Source organism: Pseudomonas sp. HY2-MNA-CIBAN-0224 (genome assembly GCF_040310285.1).
GTDB classification, from domain to species: Bacteria; Pseudomonadota; Gammaproteobacteria; order Pseudomonadales; family Pseudomonadaceae; genus Aquipseudomonas; species Aquipseudomonas helleri.
Window position 1 is genome coordinate 1 of record NZ_JBEOPQ010000034.1, and the last position, 19238, is coordinate 19238.

22 protein-coding genes are annotated in these 19238 nt (G+C 60.2%); 13 read left to right on the plus strand and 9 right to left on the minus strand.

The window, feature by feature from the left end:
- Positions 1-93 precede the first annotated feature (93 nt).
- From flgE to AAEZ03_RS15865, 6 genes are all read right to left on the minus strand, one after another.
- A complete protein-coding gene (flgE, locus tag AAEZ03_RS15840; protein ID WP_048370659.1) occupies positions 94-1422 on the minus strand; it encodes a flagellar hook protein FlgE in 1329 nt (442 codons plus the stop codon).
- Between the two features lie 10 nt (positions 1423-1432).
- Positions 1433-2158, minus strand: coding sequence for a flagellar hook assembly protein FlgD (flgD, locus tag AAEZ03_RS15845; RefSeq protein ID WP_262124277.1), 726 nt, complete (start codon positions 2156-2158; stop codon positions 1433-1435).
- A 15-nt stretch (positions 2159-2173) separates the two neighbouring features.
- Complete coding sequence (gene flgC / locus AAEZ03_RS15850) at positions 2174-2617, minus strand: flagellar basal body rod protein FlgC (protein WP_048370663.1); 444 nt, start codon at positions 2615-2617, stop codon at positions 2174-2176.
- A gap of 3 nt (positions 2618-2620) precedes the next feature.
- Complete coding sequence (flgB, locus tag AAEZ03_RS15855) at positions 2621-3028, minus strand: flagellar basal body rod protein FlgB (RefSeq protein WP_048370664.1); 408 nt, start codon at positions 3026-3028, stop codon at positions 2621-2623.
- Positions 3029-3285: 257 nt separating this feature from the next.
- On the minus strand, positions 3286-4113 hold the full coding sequence (cheR, locus tag AAEZ03_RS15860; protein ID WP_153335753.1) for a protein-glutamate O-methyltransferase CheR: 828 nt from the start codon (positions 4111-4113) through the stop codon (positions 3286-3288).
- 45 nt (positions 4114-4158) lie between these two features.
- Positions 4159-5091 (minus strand): chemotaxis protein CheV, encoded by a 933-nt coding sequence (locus AAEZ03_RS15865; RefSeq protein WP_048370668.1) that lies wholly within the window; start codon positions 5089-5091, stop codon positions 4159-4161.
- Between the two features lie 75 nt (positions 5092-5166).
- Here AAEZ03_RS15865 and flgA point away from each other — a divergent pair, with 75 nt between their 5' ends.
- From flgA to AAEZ03_RS15885, 4 genes are all read left to right on the plus strand, one after another.
- A complete protein-coding gene (gene flgA / locus AAEZ03_RS15870) occupies positions 5167-5937 on the plus strand; it encodes a flagellar basal body P-ring formation chaperone FlgA (protein WP_350579858.1) in 771 nt (256 codons plus the stop codon).
- A 140-nt stretch (positions 5938-6077) separates the two neighbouring features.
- Complete coding sequence (flgM, locus tag AAEZ03_RS15875; protein ID WP_048389533.1) at positions 6078-6407, plus strand: flagellar biosynthesis anti-sigma factor FlgM; 330 nt, start codon at positions 6078-6080, stop codon at positions 6405-6407.
- A gap of 49 nt (positions 6408-6456) precedes the next feature.
- Positions 6457-6924 (plus strand): flagella synthesis protein FlgN, encoded by a 468-nt coding sequence (locus AAEZ03_RS15880; RefSeq protein ID WP_048370672.1) that lies wholly within the window; start codon positions 6457-6459, stop codon positions 6922-6924.
- A 134-nt stretch (positions 6925-7058) separates the two neighbouring features.
- Positions 7059-7751, plus strand: coding sequence for a flagellar brake protein (locus tag AAEZ03_RS15885; RefSeq protein WP_153330132.1), 693 nt, complete (start codon positions 7059-7061; stop codon positions 7749-7751).
- Between the two features lie 63 nt (positions 7752-7814).
- Here the strand turns inward: AAEZ03_RS15885 and AAEZ03_RS15890 are convergent, their stop codons facing one another.
- Positions 7815-9158, minus strand: a complete 1344-nt coding sequence (locus AAEZ03_RS15890) for an MFS transporter (protein WP_350579862.1) — start codon at positions 9156-9158, stop codon at positions 7815-7817.
- Positions 9159-9430: 272 nt separating this feature from the next.
- Between AAEZ03_RS15890 and AAEZ03_RS15895 the strand changes: the two genes are divergently transcribed.
- A complete protein-coding gene (locus AAEZ03_RS15895; protein ID WP_048370819.1) occupies positions 9431-9697 on the plus strand; it encodes a hypothetical protein in 267 nt (88 codons plus the stop codon).
- Here the strand turns inward: AAEZ03_RS15895 and AAEZ03_RS15900 are convergent.
- The gene (locus AAEZ03_RS15900; RefSeq protein WP_048370678.1) at positions 9691-10452 is read right to left on the minus strand and encodes a FadR/GntR family transcriptional regulator; all 762 of its coding nucleotides are present in this window, start codon (positions 10450-10452) and stop codon (positions 9691-9693) included. The genes AAEZ03_RS15895 and AAEZ03_RS15900 overlap by 7 nt on opposite strands.
- 268 nt (positions 10453-10720) lie before the next feature.
- On the opposite strand from AAEZ03_RS15900, the gene AAEZ03_RS15905 reads away from it, so the two are divergent.
- From AAEZ03_RS15905 to AAEZ03_RS15935, 7 genes are all read left to right on the plus strand, one after another.
- Positions 10721-11461, plus strand: a complete 741-nt coding sequence (locus AAEZ03_RS15905; RefSeq protein WP_153335749.1) for an SDR family oxidoreductase — start codon at positions 10721-10723, stop codon at positions 11459-11461.
- A gap of 133 nt (positions 11462-11594) precedes the next feature.
- Positions 11595-12443: a fumarylacetoacetate hydrolase family protein gene (locus tag AAEZ03_RS15910; RefSeq protein ID WP_048370683.1), complete on the plus strand. Its 849-nt coding sequence runs from the start codon at positions 11595-11597 to the stop codon at positions 12441-12443.
- 13 nt (positions 12444-12456) lie between these two features.
- Positions 12457-13734, plus strand: a complete 1278-nt coding sequence (locus tag AAEZ03_RS15915) for an L-fuconate dehydratase (protein ID WP_048370685.1) — start codon at positions 12457-12459, stop codon at positions 13732-13734.
- Between the two features lie 32 nt (positions 13735-13766).
- Positions 13767-14630, plus strand: coding sequence for an amidohydrolase family protein (locus AAEZ03_RS15920; protein WP_350579868.1), 864 nt, complete (start codon positions 13767-13769; stop codon positions 14628-14630).
- Complete coding sequence (locus AAEZ03_RS15925) at positions 14627-15403, plus strand: L-fucose dehydrogenase (protein ID WP_350579871.1); 777 nt, start codon at positions 14627-14629, stop codon at positions 15401-15403. The genes AAEZ03_RS15920 and AAEZ03_RS15925 overlap by 4 nt, the downstream gene beginning before the upstream one ends.
- Before the next feature lie 154 nt (positions 15404-15557).
- Complete coding sequence (locus AAEZ03_RS15930; RefSeq protein WP_153331591.1) at positions 15558-16784, plus strand: sugar MFS transporter; 1227 nt, start codon at positions 15558-15560, stop codon at positions 16782-16784.
- Positions 16785-16832: 48 nt separating this feature from the next.
- A complete protein-coding gene (locus AAEZ03_RS15935; RefSeq protein ID WP_123749880.1) occupies positions 16833-18149 on the plus strand; it encodes an MFS transporter in 1317 nt (438 codons plus the stop codon).
- A gap of 33 nt (positions 18150-18182) precedes the next feature.
- On the opposite strand, the gene AAEZ03_RS15940 is transcribed toward AAEZ03_RS15935, so the two are convergent.
- Positions 18183-18641, minus strand: coding sequence for an REP-associated tyrosine transposase (locus AAEZ03_RS15940; RefSeq protein ID WP_350579876.1), 459 nt, complete (start codon positions 18639-18641; stop codon positions 18183-18185).
- 377 nt (positions 18642-19018) lie between these two features.
- On the opposite strand from AAEZ03_RS15940, the gene AAEZ03_RS15945 reads away from it, so the two are divergent.
- Positions 19019-19231 carry a CbtB domain-containing protein gene (locus tag AAEZ03_RS15945; protein WP_048370696.1) on the plus strand — a complete coding sequence of 71 codons (213 nt, stop codon included), beginning with the start codon at positions 19019-19021 and terminating at the stop codon, positions 19229-19231.
- Positions 19232-19238: the final 7 nt, after the last annotated feature.

A 19238-nucleotide genomic window follows, 5' to 3' on the forward strand; every position in this document is an offset into this window, starting at 1 on the left:
CTGTAACCCCCTGTCGGCGCGAGCTTGCTCGCGATCTTTTGATCTTTTAAAAGATCGCGAGCAAGCTCGCTCCTACAGTTTTGCGGGCGGTTATCAGGTCATCTGGATGATGGTCTGCATGATGGTGCTTTGGGTCGAGATGGTTTTGGCGTTGGCCTGGTAGTTGCTCTGCGCCTTGATCAAGTCGACCAGCTCGTTGGTCAGGTTGACGTTGGAGTCTTCCAGCGAGTTAGAGGCAATGGCGCCCAACGTGCCGGTTTTCGGCACGTCAAAACCGGCCTGTCCCGAGGCGTAGGTTTCTTTCCAGGCGGTGCCGCCTACCGGTTGCAAGCCCTGCTCGTTGGTAAAACTGGCCAAGGAGATCTGGCCAATGGCACGGCTCTGGTTGTTGCTGAAGTTGGCGAACATCACGCCCGAACCATCAATGGTCAGGTTGTTGATGTGGCCGGTCGCGTAGCCGTCCTGGGTAGGCGGGTTGCGGGCGGTGTCGGTATTGTACTGAGTGGTATTGGCCATGTTGATGGCAATCCCCTTCTCGTTGGCCCCCGCGCCATTGGACACCCACGCACCGTTCACGGTCGCGCCCGGCATCCAGTTACTGATGGTCAGCGTGCTGCTGACGATCGGGTCCCCACCGGCCACCGGATTAGGCGTGGTCACACTGACCAAGCCGCCGCTGGAATCAAAGCTCATGGTCGAGGGCACGGGCGCTTTGGCGTTTTCGCCGGTGGCCACGCTGCCATCGGGGTTGCGGCCGTCAATCAGGGTGTAGGTGTTCCAGGTGTTGGAACCGGTCTTGACCATGTACTGATCCATCGGGTGCGGGTTGCCCTGGGTATCGTAAATGGTGGTGCTGAATTTTTTGCTGTAGGACGACGTTTCATTCGGGTCGAACGGCGTGGTGGTCTGATTGATCACGTCCGACGTGGAGTTCAGGTTGATCGTCGAATCCACTTTGCTGCTGGCTTTAGGCGCCAGGTTCGAGGTATCGATGCGCAGGTCGGTCAACACGCTGGTGTTGATCACGCCGTTAGCGTCAACGCCGTAGCCCTGCAGGCGCGCCGTGCCATTGGTGTTGGTCACGTAGCCGTCTTTGTCGGCCTTGAACGTACCGGCCCGGGTGTAGCTCAGGGCGCCGTTGTCGCTCAGCACGAAGAAGCCGCTGCCTTCAATGCCCATGTCCAGCAGGTTGCCGGTGTTGTTGACCGCACCCTGGCCAAAGTTTTGCGACACGTTGGCCAGGTTGACGCCGCTGCCGATGGTCTTGCTGCCCACGCCCAGCTTGCTGGCCGAATACACGTCCGCGAATTCGGCACGCGAAGACTTGAAGCCCGTGGTGGCAACGTTGGCAATGTTGTTGCCGGTCACGTCGAGTTGTTTGTTGGCTGCATACAGGCCGCTAAGGCCGATATTGAATGACATATGTCTCTCCTTAAAGGCCTATCGTCTGGACTTTTGATATACCAATGCTGCCCAGCCCGGCGAGGTTGAGCATGATTTCGCCACCGGTCTTGCTCAGGGTCACGCTGTTAACCGTGGCTGGCAGGTAGGTGGTCAACGCCGTTGTACCGGCGTCGGTTTTGGTCGAGGCGCTGAAGGTGTAAGAGCCCTTCTCCAGCAGCTCGCCGTCGGCGTCTTTGCCGTCCCAGGTGAAGTCGACATTGCCGGCCTTCTGCACACCCATGTCGATGGTTCTGACCACTTCGCCGTCGGCATCCTTGATGGTGATGGTCGGCCGCGAGTCCGCGTCTTTGACCACCACAGTGCCGTTGAACGGCTTGCCGCTCGACGGGTCGACATAAGCTTCGCCGGTTTGCACGATCACCGAGCGACCCACCAGCGACGACGCTTGCAACGCTTGCGAAGACTGCAAGCCGCCCGACAACGAGGTCACGGTATCGTTGAGGGTGGTGATGCCTTCCAGGCTGCTGAACTGCGCCAACTGCGCGACGAACGCGGTGTTGTCCTGCGGGTCGAGCGGGTTCTGGTTTTTCAGTTGGGTCACCAGCAGCTGCAAGAAGGCGTCCTTGCCCAGCGACTGGTTGCCGGTTACCGCCCGGGATGCCGCGCCCACACTGGTGTCGGTGGTGGTGGTCCGGGCAGAGTTGGCGAGGATCTGATTGAGGGTCAAACCACTGGTGGTATCGGTCACGCTCATGAGTGTCGCCCCTTATCACTGACCCAGGGTCAGGACCTTCTGCATCATGGTTTTGGCGGTGTTCATCATTTCTGCGTTGGTCTGGAACGAACGGCTGGCAGAAATCATGTCGGCCATTTCTTCAACCACGTTGACGTTGGGGTAGTACACGTACCCTTTGGCGTCGGCAGCCGGATGGTTGGGTTCATAACGTGCTTGCAGCTCGCTCTGGTCTTCGACCACGCCCAACACCTGCACGCCCTGACCGGCAGCGTCCTGATTGTTGAACAGCGAGTCGCCGTTACCGCCCTGCGCGCCCTGGAACATGGTGGCGAACACCGGGTGCCGGGCGCGGTAGGTCTGATCGATGCTCGACGACACGGTTTCGGCGTTGGCGATGTTGCTGGCGACGGTGTTCAGGCGAGTGGTCTGAGCGCTCATGCCGCTGCCGGCAATGTTGAAAACACTGGCTAGGGACATGGCTTATTCTCCACGCAGGGCCGACATCAGCCCTTTGAATTTGCTGTTGAGCAGCGTAAAGCTGGCCTGAAAGTTCACCGCGTTTTCGGCGTAGTTCGACTGTTCGAGCTGAGCGTCCACGGTGTTCTGGTCGATGGACGGCTGCATCGGCGTGCGGTACTGCAGCGACTCGTCGCCACTGCTCAGGCCTTGCGCTTCGATATGACGGCTGTTGGTCATGTTCAAGGCAAAGGTGCCGTTCTGGTTTTTATCGTTTTGTGCGGCGAGCACAGACGCGAAATCCAGATCCCGAGCCTTGTAGTTCGGGGTGTCGGCGTTGGCGATGTTGTTCGCCAATACTTCCGCGCGCTTGGCGCGAAAGCCCAGGGCTTGCTCATGGATACCGAGCGCTTTATCGAAGCTGATGCTCATGTCGGGAAACCTGTGTGGACTGGCCTGAGCGTGTACTTCAGGCATTACATGACATGAACACAGCAAACCCCGTGCCAGTTTGCGCAGGGCCGTGTTTCAAGGGGTTGCGGGAGAATGGAAAGCGGCAACGGGACAAAAGCGGCAACGGATTTCCGCTGCCTGCCGCTTTTCTGCCGTCCAGAGGTGGATACCCCTTCCCTGTAGGAGCGAGCTTGCCTCGCGATCTTTTGATCTTTTAAAAGATCGCGAGGCAGCGTTTATTTCGCCTGGTAGATGATCCCCGGGCTGCACTGGACCATCTGGTAGTGGTCCGGCAGGCCGTTCAGCGCTTCGGAGGCACCGAGGAACAGGTAGCCACCCGGCTTCAGGGTGCTGTGGATGCGCAGCAGGATGTCTTTTTTCACTTCAGCCGAGAAGTAGATCAATACGTTGCGGCAGAACACGACGTCGAATTTGCCGAACCCGGCGTAGCTGTCCAGCAGGTTGAAGGGGCGGAACTCGACCCGGCTTTTGATCGGCGCCTTGATCATCCAGCGGCCCGGCCCTTTGGGCTCGAAGTAACGTTGCAAACGCTCTTGCGACAAGCCGCGGCCGATGGCCAAGTTGTCGTATTCGCCGCTTTTGCAGATGTTGAGCATCGAACTGGACAGTTCGGTGGCGACGATTTGCACGCCCGCTTTCAACTGCCCCAGGTTGCTGCGCTCGAACTCATCAATCGCCATCGACAGCGAGTACGGTTCCTGCCCCGACGAGCACGCCGCCGACCAGATGCGCAGGCGCTGGCCCGGATGGGCCTTGATCAGCTCGGGCAGGACTTTGTTCTTCAGCACCTCAAACGGGTAGGTGTCGCGAAACCACAGGGTTTCGTTGGTGGTCATGGCATCGACCACCTGCTCGCGCAAGCCGCTGCGCGGCTGGCTCTGGATGCGCTGAATCAGCTCGCCCAGGGTTTTGATCCCCTGCTGCTCCATCAGTTTGTTAAGACGGCTGGAGACCAGGTATTGCTTGTTTTCACCGAGCAAAATGCCACAGGCTTTTTCCAGGAAGACCCGGAATTGTTCAAAATCCAAATTAGCCGTCGACAAGTGATCGTGCCTCTAAAAACCTATTGATCGCCATGGGCATCGCCCCTAGCTGTGATCTGCTGCCTTGATCCGGTCGACAACCCGGGATGCCAGGTCATCAGGGCGGAACTTGGCCAAAAAGTCATCCGCGCCGACTTTCTTGACCATCGCCTGATTGAAAACACCGGACAACGACGTATGCAGAATGATGTGCAAGTCTTTCATCCGCGGATCGTTACGGATCTCGGCGGTCAGGGTGTAGCCGTCCATTTCGGGCATTTCGATGTCCGAAATCATCATTAAAAACTCGTGCGCCGGGTCCTTGCCTTGCTCGACCATTGCGCGCAGGTACTCCAGCGCCTGGCGCCCGTCATTGAGTGAAACCACCTCAACCCCGACCGATTGCAGGCAACGGGCAACCTGTTTGCGCGCCACCGACGAATCATCCACGGTCAGCACCCGCAACGACAGAGCTTTTTCCTGGGTCTCGACGTCCACCACACCGTGAGAGATGGTTTCCGGTGAGGGCGACACTTCAGCCAGCACTTTTTCAACGTCGATGATTTCGACTAACTGATCGTCCAGTTGAGTCACAGCTGTCAAATAATGGTCACGCCCGGTGCCCTTGGGTGGCGGATGGATGGCCTCCCAGTTCATGTTGACGATGCGTTCCACCGCGCCCACCAAAAACCCCTGAGTCTTGGTGTTGTATTCGGTGATGATCACAAACGGATTGCTATGGCCTCTCAGAGCCCCCGCACCGGTGGCCATCGCCAGATCGAGAATCGGGATGGTTGCGCCGCGAATGCTGGCCACGCCGCACACCACCGGGTGGGATTTGGGCATCACGGTCAGCTTGGGGCATTGCAGCACCTCGCGGACTTTGAACACGTTGATCCCGTAGAGCTGCGGCCCCCCCAGACGAAACAGCAACAGCTCCAGGCGGTTTTGCCCGACCAGTTGAGTGCGCTGGTTAACCGCATCCATCACCCCAGCCATACTCAGCTCCTTTATAAATCGTTAAGTTGCGACACGCTGCCCGGTAAACGGCACGGGCTTTGCTATTTATCCGCCATGAAGCCGAAAACGACAAAAACCTGCCACCGATCACGCTATCAGCCCTTGCGTCGCTGCGCACTGCGCCTGCTCGCGCCCGTGTGCCTGCTGAGTGTAGGCACACCTGCCGGTGCCGACACGTTTACCTCACCTGACCAGCTTATCGGCGTGACCCAGGGGTTTCTTGAGTTCACCGTCGAAGACTATTTGGCCACGGGGCAAATTGAGGGCCGCTACGAGATCCAGGTCAATCAGCTAGACCCGCGCGTGCGCCTGGCGCATTGCGACAAGGATTTGACAGCCACCCTCGAAAGCCCTGCCCAGCCCATGGGCCGCGTGACGGTCAGGGTACGCTGTGAAGGTAGCTCGCCGTGGACCATCTTTGTACCGGCACAGGTCAAGTTATTCCGAGATGTGGTCACGGTCACGCATCCACTCAAGCGCGGGGCGATTATCGACTATGGTGATGTGACCTTGCGCGAGCGCGATGTCGGCCTGATCAGCCAGGGGTATCTCACCGCCGTGGAGCTGGCGGTGGGGCAAAAACTGCTGCGCCCGGTGGTCTCCGACCAAGTGCTGACACTCACGCACCTGGAGCAGGCCGCGACAGTGCGCAAGGGTGACCACGTGATTATCAGTGCCCGCAGTGGCACTTTAAGTGTCAAAATGCCCGGCGAAGCGCTGTCCGATGGCGGCCTCAGCGAGCAGATCCGGGTTAAAAACCTGAATTCAAACCGGATCATCAAGGCCCGTGTGACGGCGCCCGGTCAGGTTGAAGTCGCGTTGTAGAGCGGTTGGCGTGTTTCTCTCAGCCGGCGTTGACGCAGATCAGTACAGCAATGTGTGAAGCTATGATTAATCGGGCCTAAAGTTTTCTCGGGTTTGGCCGAAAACAAGGCAAGCGTCCAAATACCCAGAGGTTTTTCGTTATGGTTATCGACTTTAGTCGTCTCAACAGCGCCCCACCCCTGCCCGGCAGCACGCGCAGCAACGCCAACCAGGAAGCAGGCAGCGCCACGCAAGCGGCCCCTGCAGCCAAAACCGCTGAAAACACCGGCACCGAAGCCGCGAGCGGTGAATCTGTGCACCTGAGCCCGCAAGCTCAACAGCTGCAGAAAGTCAGCGACTCGCTGCGCGATCAGCCAGTGGTCAACAAAGAACGTGTGGCCGCGTTGAAACAAGCCATTGCCGAGGGCAGTTACACCGTCGACAGCAACAAGGTCGCCAGCAAACTGCTGAATATCGAAGCCGAGCGCTAGGCCCAGGGCCGGTGCCAGGCTTTTGGACGCCTAATTCCTAGAGCCCGACATGCACGACGAGAATCTGCTGCAACTGATCAATGACGACCTGGCACCTGCCGAGCAACTGCTGGGCCTGTTGCAGGACGAGTCTGTCGCCCTCAAGGGGCGCGACATGGTGCTGCTGGAAAACATTCTGGCGCGCAAGCATTCATTGGTTATCTTGCTTGAGCAGCATGGCCGCAAACGCAGCGAAATCCTTGCCAGCCTCGGCTTGCCTACCAATCGCAGCGGCCTCGAAAGCCTTGCCAGCCACTCAAGCGTGGGCGATCAGTTGCTCAGCCAAAGCGAGTTGCTGAACCAGTTGCTGGCTCAGTGCCACGCCGCCAACCAGGCGAACGGCCAGTCGATCCAGACCCAACAGGCGATCACCGCCAACCAACTGCGCATCCTCCACGGCGGCGAAACACCCTCGCTGTATGACGCGCGCGGCACCACCTCGCTCCTCAACAAACACCGCGCTTACAGCCAGGCCTGAGCCTGCACTATCTACACCCGCAGCATGATGGCAGAATGCCCTTTTTTGCGTGTTGCCGTTTTTTGTCTGGAGATTGACGACCCGTGCTAGATGCCCAAGATGCTCCGCAACCACCCAAGGTGCTGACGACGCCGATGGAGATCGCCTCAAATTTGCGGATGCTGCAAGAGAGCCATGACCCGCTGATCATCACCTTCAACGACCGCACCCAACGTTTTCAGAGCTACATGGTGGATGTAGACCGTGACAACCAGCTCATGACCCTGGACGAGATGGTCCCACGGGACGGCGAGCGTTTTCTGGCGGCGGGCATTCCTTTTCGGGTCGAAGGTTTCCACGACGGCGTGCGCATTGCCTGGGAATGCAACACCCCGCTGAGCATCGACGACAGCGGCCCGCACCGTTGCTATCACGGCGCGTTGCCCAAAGAAGTGATCTACCACCAGCGCCGCAATGCGTTCCGCGCGGCCCTGAAACTGGCGCACCTGGTGGACGTCAACGTGGCGGGCGACAAGCTCGGCAAAGCCATCAAGGGCAAATTGCTGGACGTGTCAGCCACCGGCTGCAAATTGCGTTTTGAGGGCGACATCAGCGAGCTCATCCAGCTGGGCCAGGTGTACGAGCGCTTCAGCGCCGCCCTGCCCTTTGGCCACATGACCACCCCGGTCGAGTTGCGCCATCTGTACTTCGAAGAGCGGCTGAATATCACCTTTGCCGGCATGCGCTTTCACAACATCAGCGGTGCGGTTCAGCGCCAGGTCGAGCGGTTTGTTTACCAGTTGCAGCGCGATGCCCGCCGGTTCGACAAAGATGACGATTTTTACTGAGTGCCCGGCCTGATCTTGCTCGCGATCTTTTGATGTTTAAAAGATCGCGAGGCAAGCTCGCTCCTACAGTTTGGGGTCAGCCTCGGGGCCGCCGAACTCCGGGGCTACTTCAGGCTCAATCTCTGGCTCACTCTCAGGCTCGACCCCGTCCACCATTTGCTCCTGCACCACCTGCTCATCGACCCGTGGGTCAAGCGCTGCGGCCAAGGGCGAGGTGGACATGCTGTCGGGCATGGCAACGTGTTGCAGCGGTGCGTCGTCGACCTGGTGCAAATTGGTGACCGCGTTCGGGCGAATGCGCCATACCAGAATCAAGCTGGTGAAGCTGAAAAACGCATACAGCATATGGCTGCCCAGCACTTTCATCAGCACCCCGGCCACCAGCGGGCCGACACTGGCGCCAACGCCGTAGGTGACCAGAAGCATGGCGGTCAGCGACACCCGGCGCTCGCTTTCGATGTGATCGTTGGCGAAGGCCACGGCCAGCGGGTAGATGCAAAACTGCAGCAATGCACTCAAGAACCCCGCCACGAACAGCACCTCGACAGGCACCTGCGGGAAGATCGCCAGCGGTAACGCCACCACACACAGCAGCAGCGCAAACACACGAATCAGCAGCGGCCGGTCATAGCGGTCCGACAACCAGCCCAGCGGCCATTGCGCCAGCAACCCGGCAAAAATACAGCAACCCATGTACCAACCGACCAGCTCGGTAGACAACCCTTGTTGTGAGGCGTAAAGCGGCGCCAGGCCGTAGAACGCACCAATCAACAGGCCTGCGCCCATCACCGCGATCAGCGATTGCGGCACCCGCTTGATAAAGAATTTAGGGTCCATGGGCGCGGGCCGCAACGGCGCCGGGTGGATGCGCCGGGTCATGGCCACCGGCACCAGACACAAGGCAAAACACATAGCCACGAGCATCAGCAGTTCAAGGCCCAGTTGCGGGTGAACCACCAGAATCAGTTGCCCGAGCACCAGCCCCAGGTACGAGGCGATCATGTACAGGCTGAACACCACGCCGCGCTGTTTGGCGTCGGCCTGCTCGTTAAGCCAGCTCTCGATGACCATGTACTGGCACATCATGCCAAGGCCGACGATCAGACGCAGCAGCAGCCAGATCGGCAGCCAGTCGGTCAAACCGTGACACAACACCGCCGCGCCGACGATCCCGGCACAGGTGGCGTACGCCCGGATATGCCCCACGCGGGCAATCAGCCGGTGCCCAAGCTTGCCGCCCAGCACCAGACCAAAATAGTTGGCCGCCATCAAGGCACCGACCCATAAACCGTCGACGTCATCGGCAGCCAGGCGCAACGCCAGGTAGGTGCTCAACAAACCTGAGCCGATCAACATCATCAGCGAGGCAAAATACAACGCTCGAAACGACTTCCAGATTTGGCGCATTGGCTTTCCGTACGGCTCCTTGTGCATGGTCCATGGATTCAAACAGGCAGTGGCGACCTGAACGACTAAGCCCAAGCCACCAAAATACGCAGTACACCTTCAAAAAAACAAGTAGTCGCTGCCGCAGGCTGCGAAGGGTTGCAGCGCAACCCGTTTCTCAAACCCTCCAGCACCTCCCCGTTACCCACCTCTGGATACCACCCCCGGACGTGAGATACATTCAAGGCGCGATCTACCAAAACAGCAGCCCCTCAACCGACAAAGGGTGCCACTTGAATAAAAATCAAAAATTGCGAACCTTCGACCTGATCCGTGAAGCGGTACTGCCTGAGTACCGCGACCGTGTAGACGACTACCTGACCTTGTACGAGCACGCGTTGCATGCTGAACCTGCCGACGCCGAGAAGTTGCATGCCATGGCCCATGAGCTTAAAGGCTACCTGCGCGGCCTCAACACCACCCGCGTGATCGGCATGGCCGATTTTGAAGCACTCGACCGCCGCGTCACCGAGTCCTGGCTGGAAGTTGAGCCTTACTGAGCGTTGCGGCTGAAGATGCGGATCACTTCATCCAGATGCTCAGCCATGGCCTGACGCGCCGCCTGCGGGTCATGTTGCTCCAGTGCCTGAAGCACGCGCCGGTGCTCGTCCTCCGAGCGGTGCGGCATGTCATCTGAGGTGTAGTGGCTTTGCAGGCGCTGGAACATGCTGCCGTAGCTGTGCCCCAGCAAGTGCTGAATCATCAATGCGTAGGCCGGGTTGTCCGATGCCTGGGCAATGCGGATATGAAACAAGCGGTCGCCGGGGTGCGTGTGCGAACCCTCGCGGTTGTCTTGTACGTTGCGCTCAAACGCTTCGCGGATCCCGGCGAGTTCTTCATCGCTGGCGTTCACGGCCGCCAGCGCCGCCGCTTCAGGCTCGATCAAGCGCCGCGCCTGGAGTAAGGCAAACGGCGGGATCTCGGCGCTGAAATCCACGGCAATGCCCAACTCCGGGTCCAGTTCGCGCCATTGGTCACGGGTGGCCTGGGCCATCACCGGCTCATTGGAAACCGCCTGCACCGGCGGCTCACACACCAACACACCATTGCCGACGCGCACGTCCACCAGGCCGATCACTTCCAGGGCAATCATTGCTTCGCGCACCGACGCCCGGCTCACGCCCAATAACTTGGCCAATTCGCGTTCGGCGGGTAGCCGACTGCCCGGCGGGAATTCACCGCTGTCGATCAAGGCCCGCAACTGATCGGCGATTTGCCGATAAAGTCTCTGGTTATCAATAACTTGGAATGGCATCGTGAAATTGGCTCTGGTCTGTGCAACGGCTCGCGAGCGCTTTTTGAAAAAAAAGTCACTTGTTGAAGCGTGAGGTGCATGCTAAAAAAGGTTCAATGGCCTGACCATTGGACGGATAACGTACAGCGATCATAGCTAAAAACGTATCCCGCCGCTGCGTCGTTTTGCCAGTTGCTACGCCCGCAATGGCCTGACCATTAGTCCAAAAGACACAATGGCGAAGGGTTCAGGCCAACAATAAAAACAATCACATCGTTACGGAGTACCCATGGATCTTTCCGGCAAACGCGTGCTGATCACGGCCGCAGCCCAAGGCATTGGCCACGCCAGTGTCCAGGCATACCTCGCCGCTGGCGCCGAAGTCTTCGCCGCCGACATCAATGCTGGCGCCCTTGAGGCCCTTGCAGGCGCTCACAAAATTGTTCTGGACGTCACCGATGCCGCCGCCATTGAGCGCCTGGCCAACGAGCTTGGCCCGCTGGATGTGCTGTTCAACTGCGCAGGCGTGGTGCACAGCGGCAACATCCTGGAATGCAGCGAAAAAGACTGGAACTTCGCCCTCGACCTCAACGTCACCGCCATGTACCGCATGATCCGCGCCTTCTTGCCGGGCATGCTGAGCAACGGCGGCGGCTCGATCATCAACATGGCCTCGGTGGCCTCCAGCGTCAAAGGCGTGCCTAACCGCTTTGCTTACTGCGCCAGCAAAGGCGCGGTGATCGGCCTGACCCGCTCAGTGGCGGCAGACTTTGTCAGCCAGAACATCCGCTGCAACGCCATCTGCCCCGGCACCGTCGACTCCCCTTCCCTGCGCCAGCGCATCCGCGAGCAAGCGGAACGCGAAGGCCGCAGCGTGGACGAGGTGTACGCCGCCTTCGCCGCCCGCCAACCCATGGGCCGCATCGGCACCGCCGAAGAAATCGCCCAATTGGCCCTGTACCTGGGCTCAAGCGCCAGCGGCTTCACCACCGGCACTGCACAAATCATTGATGGCGGCTGGAGCAACTGACAGCCCTTTTTTGACTGTGTGGGAGCGGGCTTGCTCGCGATGCTGGCGACTCGGTTTGTCTGAAACATTGCGCTGAGGCAATCGCGAGCAAGCCCGCTCCCACACATGTGATTACCTATTTCGAGGACTCTTTATGAAACTGCTCCGCTACGGCGAAAAAGGCCAGGAACGTCCCGCTCTGCTCGATAACAACGGTGATCTGCGTGACTTGTCCGCAGTGGTCACGGATATCGCAGGCGACACCCTCAGCCCGCAAAGCATTGCCCGCCTGCAAGACATCGACCCGGCCACCCTGCCGCTCGTCCAAGGCTCGCCACGGATCGGCGCATGCGTCGGCCAAGTCGGCAAGTTCATCTGCATCGGCCTCAACTACGCCGACCACGCCGCTGAAACCGGTGCGGCCATCCCGGCTGAGCCGGTGGTGTTCAACAAGTGGACCAGCGCCATCGTCGGCCCGAACGACAACGTCGAAATCCCGCGTAACTCCCGCAAGACTGACTGGGAGGTCGAACTGGGTGTGGTCATCGGCAAAGGTGGCCGCTACATCAGCGAAAGCGACGCGCTGGAACACGTGGCCGGCTATTGCGTGATCAACGATGTGTCCGAGCGCGAGTTCCAGCTGGAACTGGGCGGCACCTGGGACAAAGGCAAAGGCTGCGACACCTTCGGCCCGCTCGGCCCATGGCTGGTGACCCGTGATGAAATCGCCGACCCGCACCAGCTCGACCTGTGGCTGGAAGTCGACGGCAAGCGTTACCAGAACGGCAATACGCGCACGATGATTTTCCAGATCCCCAAAATCGTCAGCTACCTCAGCCAGTTCATGAGCCTGCAACCCGGCGACGTGATCTCTACCGGCACCCCGCCCGGCGTCGGCCTGGGCATCAAACCAGACCCTGTGTACCTGCGTGCGGGCCAGCACATCCGCCTGGGCATCAGCGGCCTGGGTGAACAAAACCAACGCACTGTCGACGCCGAATAAGCCGGAGAACGCCATGACTACCATTACTGCTGTACGGGTTGAAGACATTCGCTTCCCCACCTCGCAATCGCTGGACGGCTCGGACGCGATGAACCCGGACCCGGACTATTCCGCGGCCTACGTCATCCTCGAAACCGACACCCCGAACCTCGAAGGCCACGGCCTGACGTTCACCATCGGCCGTGGCAACGAGATCTGCTGCGCCTCGATCAAAGCCCTCGCAGGCCTGATGGTCGGCCTCAAGCTTGAGTGGATCGCCGAAGACATGGGCCGCTTCTGGCGCTACGTGACCAGCGACAGCCAACTGCGCTGGATCGGCCCGGACAAGGGCGCCATCCACTTGGCCACCGGCGCAGTGGTCAACGCCGCCTGGGACCTCTGGGCCAAGGCCGAAGGCAAGCCGGTGTGGCGTCTGGTGGCCGACATGAGCCCTGAGCAACTGGTGCGCTGCATTGATTTTCGTTACATCACCGACTGCATCACCCCCGACGAAGCCCTGACCCTGCTGCGCGAGCGCGCCCACGGCAAAGCCGAGCGTTTGGCCCTGCTCGAAGCTAAAGGTTACCCGTGCTACACCACCTCGGCCGGCTGGCTGGGCTACGCCGACGAGAAGCTCCGTCGCTTGTGCCAGGAAGCCGTCGACGCGGGCTTCTCGCACATCAAATTAAAAGTCGGCCACGACCTGCAAGACGATATCCGCCGCGTGCGTATCGCCCGCGAAGTGATCGGTCCGGACCGCAAGCTGATGATCGACGCCAATCAGGTCTGGGAAGTCGACGCAGCCATCGACTGGGTGCGTGAACTGTCGTTCGCCCAGCCGTGGTTTATCGAAGAACCGACCAGCCCGGACGACGTCGAAGGCCACCGCAAAATCCGCCTGGGCGTCAGCCCGGTCAAGGTCGCCACCGGCGAAATGTGCCAGAACCGCATCGTCTTCAAGCAACTGATCATGCGCGAAGCGATCGACGTGGTGCAGATCGACGCCTGCCGCCTGGGCGGGGTCAACGAAGTGCTGGCCGTCATGCTCATGGCCGCCAAATACAACTTGCCGGTCTGCCCGCATGCCGGTGGCGTGGGCCTGTGCGAGTACGTGCAGCACCTATCGATGATCGACTACCTGTGCATCGCCGCCACCCACGAAGGCCGCGTGGTGGAGTTTGTCGACCACCTGCACGAACACTTCGAAGACCCCTGCGTGATCCGCGACGCCGCCTACATGCCGCCACAGGCGCCGGGCTTCTCGATCCAGATGAAAGCCGCCTCCCGCGAGCAGTACCGCTATCGGGGCTAAACCAGCGTTTTAAGGGACGGAGTACAACAACAATGTCGTCCACACAGCCACCACGCCTGGATGCGCATCAGCACTTCTGGCGGTATGACGCAGCCGGTTACCCGTGGATCAGCCACGACATGCCCGGCTTGCGCCGCGACTTTATGCCCGACGACCTGCGCCCCTTGCTCGATCAGGCAGGGCTCGACGGCTGCATTGCCGTGCAAGCCCGCGCCTGCGAAAACGAGACGGACTGGCTGTTGCAGTTGGCCGGGCACTACCCGTGGATTCGCGCCGTGGTGGGCTGGGTCGACCTGTGCGCCGCCGATCTTGAACACTCGCTGGAACGCTGGGCGCAGGCCTCGGTGCTGCGCGGGTTTCGTCATCAGTTGCAAGACGAACCCGCGCCTGCCGAGTTCATGCAACGGGCCGACTTCAACCGTGGCCTGGCGACGTTACAGCGCCAGGGCAAGGTCTATGAAGTGCTGATCAAGGCCTGCGACCTGAGCGCCGCGACGCAGCTGTGCCAGCGCCATGACCAGCATCACCTGGTGCTCGACCACCTCGCCAAGCCAAACGTGCAGGCCAACAACCTGCGCCAATGGGCTGAGCAACTGGCGCCGCTGGCCGCGCTGCCCCATGTCAGTTGCAAGCTGTCGGGGCTGGCGACCGAGGCCGATTGGCAGCACTGGCAGCCCGAGCAACTGACTCCGTACCTGGACACCGCACTGCACCTGTTTGGCCCTGAACGCTTGATGTTCGGTTCCGACTGGCCGGTGTGCCTGCTAGCCAGCGACTACCGCACCACCCACACCCTGGTCGACAGCGTTTTGCACATCCTCAGCGCCGCTGAACAAGCGGCGATTTGGGGCGCCAACGCCTGCTCCATCTACGGGCTTGAAGGAGTGACACGATGAATCTGCATCTGCAAGACAAGGTCTTTATCGTCACCGGCGGCGGCTCCGGCATTGGTGCCGCGATATCCCTGGGGCTGGCCGATGAAGGCGCGATCCCGGTGATTTTCGGTCACAGCCCGTTGTCGGATGAACTGGCCCGGCAACTGGATCAACGCGGCGCACAAAGCCTGTTTATTCAGGTTGAACTGCGCGACGAAGACGCCTGCCGCGCCGCTGTCGCCCGCGTTCTGCAACGCTTCGGGCGCATCGACGGGCTGGTCAATAATGCGGGCGTCAATGACAGCGTGGGCCTGGACGCCGGGCGCTCGGCCTTTGTCGAATCGCTGGAAAAAAACCTCATCCACTACTACCTCATGACCCACCTGTGCGTCGACGCGCTCAAGGCCAGCCGTGGGTCCATCGTCAATATAAGCTCCAAAACCGCCCTCACCGGCCAGGGCGGCACCAGTGGCTACACCGCCGCCAAAGGCGCGCAACTGTCGCTGACCCGCGAGTGGGCCACCTCGTTGCTGGCCGATGGCGTGCGGGTTAACGCAGTCATCCCCGCCGAGGTCATGACCCCGCTGTACGAGCGCTGGATCAACAGCTTCGACGACCCGCACGCCAAGCTGGCGAGCATCGTCGAGAAAATCCCCCTTGGCCAGCGCATGACCACCGCAGAAGAAATCGCCGACAGCGTGCTGTTCCTGTTATCGCCCCGCGCCTCCCACACCACCGGGCAATGGCTGGTGGTCGACGGCGGCTACACCCACCTGGACCGGGCACTGACATGAGCAAACCATGCACTGACCCTGTGGGAGCGGGCTTGCTCGCGATACAGGCGACGCGCGCTGCCTGATCCACCGCACAGATGCCATCGCGAGCAAGCCCGCTCCCACAAGAAATGATCCATGCAAGTCGCTCACAACAATAAGAAGGAGATGCGTCATGTCACTCAAGCACTCGAACGTCGCCGCGCCGCCCTTTACCAAGGCGGTGACGTCTTACCGCTGGGCACTGATTCTGGTGACCTGCCTGTTCTTTCTGTGGGGGTTGTCGTATGGCTTGCTGGATGTGCTCAACAAGCACTTCCAGGAAACCCTGCACGTCAGCAAGGCCCAGTCCGGCTTGCTGCAAAGCGCGTACTTCGGCGCCTATTTTCTGATCGCCCTGCCCGCCGGGTTCTTGATGGACAAATACGGCTACAAGGCGGGAATTTTGCTCGGTCTGTGCCTGTATGCCTGCGGCGCCCTGCTGTTCATGCCCGCCGCGGCCGCGCAAAGCTTTCAGTTCTTTTTGTTCGCGCTGTTTGTAATTGCCTGCGGCCTGGGCTGCCTCGAAACCGCTGCCAACCCGTATGCCACGGTGCTGGGCTCACCCGCCGGGGCTGAGCGGCGCTTGAACCTGGCGCAGTCGTTCAATGGCCTCGGGCAGTTTTTTGGCCCCTTGATTGGCGGTGCGCTGTTCTTCAGTGGTGCCAACAGCACTGACACCACCCAGTCGCTGCAAATGACCTATCTGGTGATTGCCTCGCTGGTGCTGCTGGTCGCCGTGCTGATCGCCCGCACCCCGCTGCCGGACCTGCGCGAGCAAGAAGTTCAGGCCCAGCAACTGAGTGATAAAGGCCTGTGGCAACACCGCGAGTTTGTCACCGGGGTTATCACCCAGTTCTTTTACGTCGGCGCGCAAGTCGGCGTCGGGGCGTTTTTTATCAACTACGTCACCGAGCACTGGGCGCAGATGGGCAGCCAGCAAGCGGCGTATCTGCTTTCGGTGGCCATGCTCAGCTTCATGTTTGGGCGCTTCTTCAGCACCTGGCTGATGGGCCGCGTCAATGCCCAGCGCCTGTTAATGATTTACGCACTGATCAACGTGGCGCTGTGCGCGGTGGTGGTGCTGGGGGTTGAAGGCGTGTCGGTGGTAGCCCTGGTGGCGACCTTCTTCTTTATGTCGATCATGTTCCCGACCCTGTTCGCCATGGGCGTGAAAAACCTCGGCGCGCATACCAAGCGCGGCAGCTCGTTCATGATCATGGCCATTGTTGGCGGGGCCCTGCTGCCCTACGTGATGGGCCTGGTCGCCGACCACTCCTCCACCGCCGTGGCGTATCTGTTGCCAATGGGCTGTTTTGTCATCGTCGCGGCCTATGCCCGCTCCGCCTTGAGAGCCCGTTAATCGCTGTCCCTGTTGTTGAACTCCACAAAAAAATAATCGGAGCCACCCATGTCCAATCCTGTGTTGAATCAGGCGCTCAGCAAGATTCGCTGGCGCATCCTGCCCTTTGTTGCCTTGATGTTCGCGATGGCGATCATTGACCGTTCCAACATTGGCTTTGCCAAACATGCCCTGCAGGCAGACACCGGCCTGAGCAACGCCGCGTTTGCCTTGGGCGCGGGCATTTTCTTTATCGGCTACGCCGTGTTTGAAGTGCCCAGCAACCTGATGTTGCACAAAGTCGGCGCACGCATCTGGCTGAGCCGGATCATGATCACCTGGGGCCTGGTGTCGGCCGCCATGATGTTTGCCCACAACGAAACCAGCTTCTACATCCTGCGCTTTTTGCTCGGCGTGGCCGAAGCGGGCCTGTCGCCGGGCGTGGTGCTGTACCTGACCTACTGGTTCCCGCAGAACAAGCGCGGCGCCGCCTACGGCATTTACTACTTCGGCGTGCCGGTGTCGTTGATGGTCGGCGGCCCGGTGTCGGGCTGGCTGCTGGAAAGCGCGCAATTTGGCCTGACCGGCTGGCAATGGATGTTCGTCACCGAAGGCCTCGCCGCCTCGGTCATCGGCGTGTTTGCGCTGTTCTACCTCACGGACAAACCGCGCACAGCCAAATGGCTGACCGAGCAAGAAAAAGCCGCAGTCGAGCACGAACTGGAAAAAGAACACCTGCTCAAGGCCGATACAGGGCCGTCGTCCTGGCGCTCGGCGCTGATCAACCCGACAGTGCTGTACTTCACCCTGATCTACTTCACCATCCAGGTCAGCGTGTACGGCGTGCTGTTTTACCTGCCGACGCGCATCGCTGAATTGCTCGGCACCGGCATCGGCCTGGAAGTCGGCCTGCTGACGTCCATCCCGTGGATCGCCACCGTGATCGTGCTCTACGCGGTCACCCGCTACGCCGACCGCAAAGGCCTGCAAACCCGCTTTGCCGCGCTGATGCTGGCCCTGGCTGCGGTCGGCATGGTCGGCTCGACCTTGAGCGCCAGCCTGCCGCTGGTCATCCTCGCGTTCTGCCTGGCGGCCGCCGGTTTTATCACCGTGCAACCGCTGTTCTGGACCTTGCCGACGCGCTTTCTGAGTGGCGCCGCCGCGGCCAGCGGGATCGCCGTGATCGGCGCCCTGGGCAACCTCGGCGGCTTCCTGGCCCCCACGGTTAAAACCTGGGCCGAACAGCAATTCGACAGCACCCATGCCGGCATGTACTTCCTCGCCGCTACGGCGCTGCTGGGTACATTGATGTTATTGCGCTCGGCCAGAAAAGGCCGTGAGCCGGGTAAACGTATTGACCCAGCCCGAGTGGCGCCATCCGCCTGACAACCACTGAGGTGGGAGTACGCTTGAACGGGGTCATAGCCATATGGCATCCCACAAAGGGTAATCTCCCACTCTCTTGACCAGCCCTGCACGCAAGGGGTTGGCAATGACATAACGGGCCATACGCTTCAAGTCCTCCTCATTGCGTAAAGCATGGTCATGGTAGCCCTGCTGCCATCGACTGCCTGTTCGACCGGTGGCCTGATTGATGGCTCTTGTACTCAACGACTTGGTACGGCACATCAATTGGTCAAGTGAGCTGCGCTGAAGCACTACCAGCCAGTGAAAATGATCTGGCATTACCACCCATGCCAGCGAATCAACGAAACCTTGCTCTTGCGCGCTCCGCAACTGTTCAACCACCAGCCTGCCCACGCGCCAGTCATGGAAAACAGGTTCCCGATTAAGCGTATTGGCCGTCAGCAGGTAGATTCGGTTTGGCTCGCTGAACCGACCATGACGCAGGCGGTGAGAAGCAGGAAACTGGGGCATAGAGCGTCTCGATGAGTCGACAGACCCAAAGGCTAGTCACTGAATGCACAGCACCCTCCGTCATCGTTTAACCGCATATGTCAGTATTGCAAACACCCTGTGGGAGCGGGCTTGCTCGCGATGGCAGCAACGCGGTAGTGCAGGTTCACCGCGTCGCCTGAATCGCGAGCAAGCCCGCTCCCACTAGAGTTACAAGGTTCCTCTGGGTATTTCCCGGGCCAAGCGCGTACACTGCCAGCGTTGTTTCAGTATGTTACGAAGGAAAGAAGTCGGTCCGAATCCGACGCGGTCGCGCCACTGTAGTCGGCACCTTGCCGAGAGCCAGATCTTCCTTTGCCTTTGCACTCTTGCCGGGACGCGTAATCCCAGAGGTAATCATGGTTTCTAACGCTGCTACTCACTCTGACCTCTCCATTCCTGCCATTCCCCTGCGCGATGTACTGCCGTGGGCGATTTTCGGTGGCCTGTTGCTGTTGCTGGCGATTTATTTCGTCGGTGCTGAACAAGGCGCCACCGCCGTCTTCAAGGGCATGTACGTGCACGAGTTCGTACACGACGGTCGCCACCTGCTGGGCTTTCCCTGCCACTGATCCGAGG